General features: G+C 73.6%; 8 protein-coding genes. 6 read left to right on the plus strand and 2 right to left on the minus strand.

The genetic code is table 11. The features are described 5' to 3' along the window. Nucleotides 1-1,504 (plus strand): hypothetical protein (locus B4M60_RS03090; RefSeq protein ID WP_291080182.1); only part of this gene is annotated, 1,504 nt, incomplete at its 5' end. On the opposite strand, the gene B4M60_RS03095 is transcribed toward B4M60_RS03090, so the two are convergent. Together B4M60_RS03095 and B4M60_RS03100 are read right to left on the minus strand one after the other, a co-directional pair. Next, nucleotides 1,495-2,964: an NAD(P)/FAD-dependent oxidoreductase gene (locus B4M60_RS03095; RefSeq protein ID WP_349679605.1), complete on the minus strand. Its 1,470-nt coding sequence runs from the start codon at nucleotides 2,962-2,964 to the stop codon at nucleotides 1,495-1,497. The genes B4M60_RS03090 and B4M60_RS03095 overlap by 10 nt on opposite strands. 14 nt (nucleotides 2,965-2,978) lie before the next feature. Further along, nucleotides 2,979-3,560 (minus strand): hypothetical protein, encoded by a 582-nt coding sequence (locus tag B4M60_RS03100; RefSeq protein WP_291080184.1) that lies wholly within the window; start codon nucleotides 3,558-3,560, stop codon nucleotides 2,979-2,981. A gap of 143 nt (nucleotides 3,561-3,703) precedes the next feature. Between B4M60_RS03100 and serA the strand changes: the two genes are divergently transcribed. The 5 genes from serA to B4M60_RS03125 form a co-directional block, all read left to right on the plus strand. Continuing rightward, the gene (gene serA / locus B4M60_RS03105; RefSeq protein WP_291080186.1) at nucleotides 3,704-5,296 is read left to right on the plus strand and encodes a phosphoglycerate dehydrogenase; all 1,593 of its coding nucleotides are present in this window, start codon (nucleotides 3,704-3,706) and stop codon (nucleotides 5,294-5,296) included. A gap of 21 nt (nucleotides 5,297-5,317) precedes the next feature. After that, the gene (locus B4M60_RS03110) at nucleotides 5,318-6,337 is read left to right on the plus strand and encodes a 3-isopropylmalate dehydrogenase (protein ID WP_291080188.1); all 1,020 of its coding nucleotides are present in this window, start codon (nucleotides 5,318-5,320) and stop codon (nucleotides 6,335-6,337) included. Between the two features lie 99 nt (nucleotides 6,338-6,436). Further along, entirely contained in the window at nucleotides 6,437-8,299 is a 1,863-nt protein-coding gene (locus B4M60_RS03115; protein WP_291080190.1) for a DUF294 nucleotidyltransferase-like domain-containing protein, read from the plus strand. Then, entirely contained in the window at nucleotides 8,299-9,012 is a 714-nt protein-coding gene (locus B4M60_RS03120) for an exonuclease domain-containing protein (RefSeq protein WP_291080192.1), read from the plus strand. The genes B4M60_RS03115 and B4M60_RS03120 overlap by 1 nt, the downstream gene beginning before the upstream one ends. Before the next feature lie 10 nt (nucleotides 9,013-9,022). After that, nucleotides 9,023-9,349 (plus strand): fumarylacetoacetate hydrolase family protein (locus tag B4M60_RS03125; RefSeq protein ID WP_291080194.1); only part of this gene is annotated, 327 nt, incomplete at its 3' end.

A 9,349-nucleotide genomic window follows, 5' to 3' on the forward strand; every position in this document is an offset into this window, starting at 1 on the left:
CCGGGCGGAGGGGGCGAAGGTGGCGGTCGACGCCGACGGCTCCGGCGTGGAGACCACGGGCCTGCTGGTGGAGTCGGCACCGGTGGTCGTGGTGTCGGCGCCGGACCCGGCCGCCCAGGCGCGTGCCGCCTCGGTCGCGGTGGGGCTGCGCGCCCCGATGCTCACCGCGGTGCCCGGAGGCGAGGCCGCGCTGACCGACGAGGTGGGGCGGCTCGGTGCCGAGCGGGTGCTCCGGGTCGGCACGGTGACCTTCACCCCTGACGACGGCGAGGTGGTCGACGCCCCGGCGGGACGGGCGGAACTCGAGGAACTCACGGGCATCACCTTCGACTCCGAACTGCCGCTACCGGCGGACCGCGTGGACGAGGTCGCGGTGCACCAGGTCCCCGGGAGGCCGTCGCTGATGGTGGTGGGGGAGTTCACCGCCGGCGGCGACGCCGGTGCCGCCTCCGAACCGTTCGCGGCCGCCGATCCGGCGTGGGACGGTGACGACGCCCCGAGGGTCCTCGTCCATGACGGCACACCCGTGGCGGCGATCGCCACCGCCGTCGCCTCCGGCGCCGCGGTCTCCCACCTCCGGGCCCCGGACCCGCGGGTGGACGGCGGTGCGGTCGAGGCGGTGAGGGACGCCGACGCGGTGTACGCGCTCGGACCCGGCTGGGGGACCGAGCTGGACCTGGCCGACCGGATCGAGCAGGCGCGGACCGTCCCCGAGCTCCCGGGCGGGGGCCAGCTGCTGTTCCCCGGTCGGCGGTTCGTGGCGGCCTACGGCTCGCCCATCACACCGGTCCTCGGGATCCTCGGCGAGCAGGGGCCCGAGGAGAGCGTGGCGCGGGTGCGGCAGCTCGTGGAGGAGTACCAGCCGTTCTCCCCGGAACCGGTGATCCCGGCCTTCGAGATCATCGGCACCGTCGCCGCCGGAGGTCCCGGAGCCGACGGGAACTTCACCAACGAGTGGGACCCGCAGGTGTTCGTCCCGCTCGTCGACGCGATCACCGCTGCGGGCGGATACGCGGTGATCGACCTCCAGCCCGGTATGGCGGACCTGCTGGACCAGGCGACGATCTTCGAGGACCTGCTCAGGCGTCCCGGGGTCGGACTGGCCCTGGATCCGGAGTGGAAGCTCAGGCCCGGTCAGCAGCCGGGCGCGCAGATCGGCACGGCCGACGCCGAGGAGATCAACCGGGTCATCCACTGGTTGGCCGACCTCACCCGGGACTCCGGCGGCCCGCAGAAGCTCCTCATCCTCCACCAGTTCAGCACGGAGATGATCAGCAACCGCGACCGGATCGACACGTCCCGTCCCGAACTCGCGATCGCGTTGCACGCGGACGGCCACGGAACCCCGGGTCTCAAGATGGAGACGTGGGGCGTCCTGCGCCAGGGGCTGTCGCCCGACATCCGGATGGCGTGGAAGAACTTCTACGACGAGGACACGCCGACCTTCACCGCCGAGCAGACGATGGCCGTCGAGCCGCGGCCGTGGTTCGTGTCCTACCAGTGAGCCGGTAGCCCTCCGAGGATCCGCCGGGCCACGTGCTGCCCGGCCATCCCGTGGACGCCCGGACCGGGCGGCGTCGAGCCGGAGGCGTGCCAGAGCCCCGGCACGCCCGTGGCGAAGGGGTCCGTGCGGGGGACCGGGCGGGCCACCAGTCCCCGGAGATCGACCCGGCCCGCCGCGATGTCCCCGCCGGCGTAGTTGGCGTTGTGGTCTCCCATCCTCGCCGCGGGGGTGCACCGGGCCGCCACCACGACGTCGCGGACGCCGGGGGCGACCTCCTCCATGGCGGCGAGCACCCGTTCCGTCTGGTCGACCTCGGAGAACGCGGGCACGTGCGCGTAGGTCCACAGGGGGCGTCGTCCGTCGGGGGCGACGCGAGCCGGATCGGTCACCCACGGTTGCGAAACGAGCACCACCGGCCGGTCCGCGTGACGACCCGCCGCGACCTCCCGCTCCGCCGCCGCGATCTGCGCGGAATCCCCACCGAGGTGCACGGTGCCGGCTCCGGCCAGGCGCGCATCGCGCCACGGCACCGGGCCGGAGAGCACCAGATCGACCTTGGCGGCCGCGCCGCCGACCGGCGCGTCGGTGAGCGCCCGCGCGCGCCGGGCGACCGCCGGCGAGGGCGAGGACTCCAGGAGGATCCGGCCGAGGATCCGGGAGGAGGTGTTGAAGACCACGTCGCGGGCGTCGACCTGCGCGAGCGAACCCACCCGGAAGCCGGTCCGGATCTCGCCGCCCGCCTCGCGCAGGGCGTCGGACAGCGCCGCGGTGAGCGCTCCGCTGCCCCCGACCGGCAGGGCCCATCCGCGCGGGGAGTGCAGCAGGGACCCCAGCACGAGTCCGACGCCGGTCGCGGCGGGGGACGACAGCGGTGTGATCGCGTGCGCCGAGATCCCGGACAGCAGGGTGCGGCCGTCCGGGCCCAGCGGGTCCCCGAGCGCCCCCCGCGGATGCGCGCGCGCGAAGGCCACCCCGAGCGCGGCGGTCGCGGCGACGGGGGGGACCGACCGCTGATCGGACAGCGCGGCGGCCACCACGTCGTGCGTCCGGGTGGCGAGCGGACCCATGAGCCGCGACCAGGCGCGGGCCTCGGCGTCCGACCCCAGGCCGTCGGCGAGGGACCCCGGCCCGGGCGCCGACGGCACCACGATCGCGTCCCTGCCCGGGAGCGCGTGGGCGAGCTGGACCGGGGGCGTGACCAGCTCGACGCCGTGCGCGGACAGGTCGAACCCCAGGAAGAACGGCGAGGCGCCCGCCATGGGGTGGACGGCGGAACAGGGGTCCACCATGAGCTCGGTGCCGAGGTCGCCGGGCATCCCGTCCATGGGGAGCGTGCGGCAGCCGCCGCCGACGGTGTCCTCGGCCTCGAGGACCACCACGCTCCGGCCGGCCCGGGCGCAGAGCAGAGCGGCCGCGAGACCGTTCGGGCCGGACCCCACCACCACCATATCGGCGCGCACCGGCGCGGACGGGCTCACTCGAAGACCGCCAGGCCGTAGGTCCGGCGCAGGTCCTCCAGCAGCCGCTCCTGACCCGCGGCCTGGTCGGCCAGGCCCCGCAGGAGGTGTCCGGTGGGGGTGCCGCCCACCTCGTCGTCGTCCCCCACGGGCGGCCCGTCCGCGACCCACGACTCGGCGAGGAGTTCCCACATGCTCCGCTTGGCCACCACCAGCGTCCGCAGGGTCTCGAGGATCCCGAGCCGGGCCAGGGGATCGGAGAGCACCGGACCCACGGGGAGGGCCGACAGGGTGATGGCCGAGGAGAGCCGGACCAGGCGTCGGCCCGGGGTGCCGATCGGCGACAGCCGGGACAGCAGCCGGATGGCGGTGGCGATCTCCTGATCGAACTGCGCACGAAGCGGGGCCAGACGGGCCCGGTCCCGCTCGTCCACCGCGCTGATGCACCGGTCGAGGATGCTGCGGCCGACCGCCGCTCCGTACAGGTGGGCCCGCAGGTAGGTGGCCACCGCCGTCGGTCCCCGCGCGGGCGCGAGAACGGGCAGCCAGGGGCTGGGCAGACGGCCGGGGAACCCGGTCGGCAGGGAGGGGCGCGGCATACGTGGTCCGTTCGTCGGCGTCGATGGGTCCAGCGGTGACATCCGCCACGGTAGGCCTCCGACGACCCCCCGGCCACTGGTCGTGGGCCCCGCGCGGTGGCCTAGACTGGCGGTGCCTATTTTGACACCGAGGAGATCCCACTGTGACAGCATCCGGACGTCCCGTCGTCCTCATCGCCGACAAGCTCGCCCAGTCGACCGTCGACGCGCTCGGCGACGCCGTGGAGGTCCGCTGGGTCGACGGCCCGGATCGCCCCAAGCTCCTCGAGGCGGTGGCCGAGGCCGACGCGATCCTCGTCCGGTCGGCCACGACGGTCGACGCCGAGGTGCTCGCCGCAGCCCCCAGGCTCAAGATCATCGGCCGCGCGGGCGTCGGACTCGACAACGTGGAGATCCCCGCCGCCACCGCGCGCGGCGTCATGGTGGTCAACGCCCCCACCTCCAACATCCACTCGGCCGCCGAGCACGCCGTCGCGCTGCTCCTGTCCGCCTGCCGTCAGATCCCGGCGGCCGACCGCACGCTGCGCGAGCACACCTGGAAGCGCAGCTCCTTCAACGGTGTCGAGCTGCTCGGCAAGACCGTCGGCGTGGTGGGCCTGGGACGCATCGGACAGCTCGTGGCCCAGCGGCTCGCGGCATTCGACACCCACCTCGTCGCCTACGACCCCTACCTCCCCGCCGCGCGCGCCGCGCAGCTGGGCATCGAGCTGGTGGACATCGACGAGCTGGTCTCGCGGGCCGACATCATCACGATGCACCTGCCCAAGACCAAGGAGACCGCCGGCCTGTTCGACGCCGAGCGCCTGGCCCGCGCCAAGGACGGCGTCGTGATCGTCAACGCCGCGCGCGGTGGACTGATCGTGGAGTCGGCGCTCGTCGACGCCCTGAGGTCCGGCAAGGTCCGGTCGGCGGCGCTCGACGTGTTCGACACCGAGCCCTGCACCGACTCGCCGCTCTTCGACCTCGAGAACACCGTGGTCACCCCGCACCTGGGTGCCTCCACCAGCGAGGCCCAGGACCGGGCCGGGACCGACGTCGCGCGCAGCGTCCTGCTCGCCCTGCGCGGCGAGTTCGTGCCGGACGCCGTCAACGTCTCCGGGGGCCCCGTGGGCGACGAGGTCGCGCCCTGGCTCGACCTGGTCCGCAAGGTCGGTCTCATGGCCGGCCACCTGTGCCCGGGCGTGCCCACCGCGGTGCGGGTCGAGGTCGCCGGCGAGCTCGCCGCCGAGCAGGTCGACGTCCTGGGCCTGGCGGCCCTCCGCGGGATGTTCTCCGCGATCACCGACGAGCCGGCGACCTTCGTCAACGTGGGTCAGATGGCCGAGCAGCGCGGCGTCTCGCACACCGTGGAGACCCGGAGCGAGTCCAAGTCCTACCGGAGCACGGTCTCGGTGACGGCCGTGGCGGCCGACGGCGCCTCCGCCACCGTCACGGGGACGCTCTCCGGGCTGGACCAGGTCCAGAAGATCGTCCGGATCAACGAGCGCGGGTTCGACATGCGCGCGGAGGGGCACAACCTCTTCGTCCACTACGCCGACCGGCCGGGCGTGCTCGGCAAGGTGGGATCCATCCTCGGGGGCGAGGGCATCGACATCCAGGCCGCGGCCCTGAGCCAGGACGCCCACGGCGAGGGCGCGTCGCTGATCCTGCGCGTGGACCGCGCGGTGGCCGAGCCGACCGTCGACCGGATCATCTCCGAGCTCGACGCCACCGCCACCCAGATCTCACTGGCCTGACCGAAGAGGACGCGACAGATCATGAAACTCGCAGTCATCCCCGGCGACGGCATCGGCGTCGAGGTCACGGACCAGGCCCTCAGGGTGCTCGACGCCCTGGTGCCCGGGGTGGAGAAGACCGAGTACGACCTCGGCGCGCGGCGCTACCTCCGCAACGGTGAGACCCTCACCGACGCGGACATCGAGAGCCTCAAGGGCCACGACGCGATTCTGCTGGGCGCGATCGGCGACCCGCGGAGCGTGCCGGCAGGAATCCTCGAGCGGGGCATGCTGCTCCCGCTGCGGTTCGCGCTCGACCACCACGTCAACCTGCGCCCGTCGCGGCTCTTCCCGGGCTCGGCCACCCCGCTGAAGAACCCCGGGGAGATCGACTTCGTGGTGGTCCGCGAGGGGACCGAGGGCCTCTACACCGGTAACGGCGGCGCGATCCGGGTGGGCACCCCGCACGAGATCGGCACCGAGACCTCGGTCAACACCCGCTTCGGAGTGGAGCGCGTGGTCCGCGACGCGTTCGCCCGCGCCACGGCTCGCCGCGGCAAGCTCACGCTGGTCCACAAAACCAACGTCCTGGTCAACGCCGGCGGGCTGTGGCAGCGCACCGTGGACGAGGTGGCCACCGAGTTCCCCGACGTCGCGGTGGACTACTGCCACATCGACGCCGCGACCATCTACATGGTCACCGACCCGTCGCGCTTCGACGTGATCGTCACCGACAACCTCTTCGGCGACATCATCACCGACCTCGCGGCCGCCGTCACCGGCGGGATCGGGACCGCGGCGTCGGGCAACATCGACGCCTCCGGCACCAACCCGTCGATGTTCGAGCCGGTCCACGGGTCGGCGCCGGATATCGCCGGCCAGGGCAAGGCCGATCCGACCGCCGCCATCCTCTCGGTGGCGCTGCTGCTGCGCCACGTGGGCAGGGTGACCGAGGCCGAGCGGGTCGAGGCGGCCGTCGAGGCCGACCTGGGAACGCGGGGTGACGCCCCGGTGGTCACGTCCGACGTGGGCGACAGGATCGTCGCAGCGGTGAGCGGCTAGGCCCGGCGGCACCCCGGTCGCCCCGGCGACCCGCGGCCCGCGGGTGTGAATCGCGTGAAGCGGATCACACCGCGGGCCGCGGGCGTCCAGAGTGGGGGCATGGACGTCGAACTTGCCGAGGTGAGGGACTTCCTCGCCCGCTGCGCTCCCTTCGACCAGCTGCCCGTCGAGCAGCTCGACCGGATCCCGGCGCGGCTCACCCAGCGGTACCACCGCCGCGGGACGGTGATCATCGAGGCGGGGGCGCCGAACGACACCCTGCACGTGATCCGCACCGGTGCCGTGGAGGTGTGCGACCCGGACGGTACGTTGCTCGAGGCGCGGGACGAGGGCGACTGCTTCGGCTACTCGACCCTGGCCTACACCGGGCCCTCCCGTTACCGGATGGTGGCGGTCGCCGACACCCTGCTGCTGGAGATGTCCAAGGGGGTCTTCGACGAGATCGCCGCGGCGCACCCGGGCTTCCGGGACTTCTTCGGAGAACGCAGCGACCGGATCCGCGAGGACCTCGCGTCGGCCCGGCTCGCCGCGGCCGGCGGGGACGCGCTCGGCACCCCGGTGGGCGAGCTGCTGTCGCGGGACGCGGTGACGGCCACGCCGGACACCTCCGTACGTGAGGCCGCCGGGATCATGACCGACCACCGCGTCTCGGCGCTGCTCGTGGTGGAGTCCGGCCGGGTCGTGGGCATCCTCACCGACCGGGACATCCGGTCCAAGGTGGTCGCCACCGGCGGGGACACGAGCGCGGCGGTCTCGACCATCATGACCCCGGACCCGGTGACGGTCGAGTCCCGGACGCGGACGTTCGACGCGACCCTCCTGCAGATCGAGCGCGGGGTCCACCACCTGCCGGTGGTCGAGGACGGGGCTCCCGTGGGCATGGTGACGACCGGTGACCTGCTCCGGCTCGCGCAGACCGACCCCGTCTACCTGGCCGCCCGGATCTCCCGCGCCCCGGACGCGTCCGGGGTGGCCGAGCGTGCCGCCCGGCTGCTGCCGCTGGTGGGGGAGTTCGTCCGTCGGGGAACCGCCCCGCAGGACATCGGCCGCGTGATCACCGCGACGGCGGACGCCGCCACCCGACGGCTGATCGAGTTGGCCGAGGCCGACCTGGGGCCCGCGCCCGTGCCCTACTGCTGGGTCGGCCTGGGTTCCCAGGCCCGCGGCGAACTCGGGGTGGCCAGTGACCAGGACAACGCCCTGATCCTCGACGACGCCGCGGACACCACCCCGGGAGCGGACGAGTACTTCGCGGCGCTCGCCGAGCGGGTGTGTGCCGGGCTGGACGGAGCGGGGTTCCCGCTGTGCCCCGGCGACGTGATGGCCTCCAATCCGCGATGGAGGCGGACGTGTTCGGCATGGGAGAGGCAGGTGGGCGACTGGGTGCAGGCCCCGGATGCGGACGCCGTCCTGCACGCCCAGGTCTTCTTCGACAACCGCGCCGTCGTGGGGGACACCTCGCTGTACCTCCGCGTCCGGTCGCAGATGCTCGAGCGGTCGGTGGGCAGCCCGAGGTTCCTCGCCCACCTCGCGCGGATCGCGTGCGACTGGCAGCCCCCGCTGGGGTTCTTCCGGGGGCTCGTGGTGGCCCGACGCGGCGAGTACCGCAACACCCTGGACATCAAGGCCGGTGGGATCGCGCCGGTGGTGCAGCTCGCGAGGCTCCACGCCCTGTCCGCCGGGCTCTCGGAGGTGTCGACGATCGGCCGACTGGACGCCGCGGCGGGAGCGGGCGTGATCGGCCGGTCCGACGCCGAGAACCTGGGGGAGGCCTTCCGCTACCTCCGCGGCCTGGCCTACCGACACCACGCGCGCCAGATCGCGGACGACGATCCCCAGGACAACCACGTCGACCCGTCGATGTTGAGTTCGGCCGACCGGAACCGCCTGCGGGCGGCGTTCCGGATCATCGCCGGGGCCCAGGGCTCGGTGGCCCTGAAGTACCGCGTCGGGCAGATGTGATGTTCGGCGGACTCACCGTGGCGGGGCGCCGGCGGCGCAGCGCCCGTCGCGTTCCCGACGGTCCGCTCCGGCGCTACCTGGAGACGCCGCAGCCCGAACCGGCGACCCCCCTCGGGGATCTGCCCCTCCTGGCGATGGACGTGGAGACCACCGGACTCGACCCGCGCCGCGACCGCGTCCTCTCCGTGGGGCTGGTGCCGATCGACGGGGACCGGATCGTGCTGGCCGGCGCGGAGTCCATGCTTCTGCGGCCGGACGGGACCCGTGACGACGACGGGGTGGGCCAGAGCGCCACGCTGCACGGCCTCACGGACGACACCGTGGCGGCGGGGGTGGGGGTCGAGGTGTTCCTGGACGGGATCTTCGACGCGCTGACCGGCAGGGTCCTCGTCGCACACTACACCCGTATAGAGCTGGATTTCCTCGGGGCGCTGTGCGCCGAGGCGTACGGCGTGCGCCCGCCGCTCGTGGCCGTCGACACCCTCGAACTCCACCGACGGGTGCTCGGCGGGGGAATCGACCGCGGCTTCGCCCCGGATCCCTCGCCGCGGGAGCTGCGGCTGTGGGGGGCGAGACAGCGGTACGGCCTGCCCCGCTACCGCGCGCACGACGCGCTGGTCGATGCACTCGCCTGTGCGGAGTTGTACCTGGCCCAGACGGCCGAGTTGCGGGACCGTGGGGTGGCGACGCTCCGGGATCTGCGGACGGCCTAGGATCGCGGTCATGCGTCTCGCCCGTATCGCCCACCCCCAGGGATTCGCCTTCGTCGAGGTCCGCGGGGACATCTCCGACCCCTCCGCGCTCACCTGCGCCGAGATCTCCGAGCATCCCTTCGGGACACCGGAGTTCACCGGCCGCGAGTGGCCGCTCGCGGACGTCCGGCTGCTCGCCCCGATCCTCGCCTCCAAGGTGGTGTGCGTCGGCAAGAACTATGCCGACCACGCCGAGGAGATGGGGTCCGAGGCCCCGGCCGAGCCCCTGATCTTCCTCAAGCCCAACACCTCGGTCGTCGGACCCGAGGCGGCGATCGCGTACCCGCCCAGCTCGGAG

Source organism: Dietzia sp. UBA5065, assembly GCA_002415925.1.
Classification (GTDB): Bacteria; Actinomycetota; Actinomycetes; order Mycobacteriales; family Mycobacteriaceae; genus Dietzia.

Excerpts from the sequence above, each read along its gene's own strand:
- B4M60_RS03100 (WP_291080184.1), bottom strand. The coding sequence starts at position 3,560 with ATGCCGCGCCCCTCCCTGCCGACCGGGTTCCCCGGCCGTCTGCCCAGC.
- B4M60_RS03110 (WP_291080188.1), top strand. The coding sequence starts at position 5,318 with ATGAAACTCGCAGTCATCCCCGGCGACGGCATCGGCGTCGAGGTCACG.
- B4M60_RS03115 (WP_291080190.1), top strand. The coding sequence starts at position 6,437 with ATGGACGTCGAACTTGCCGAGGTGAGGGACTTCCTCGCCCGCTGCGCT.
- B4M60_RS03120 (WP_291080192.1), top strand. The coding sequence starts at position 8,299 with ATGTTCGGCGGACTCACCGTGGCGGGGCGCCGGCGGCGCAGCGCCCGT.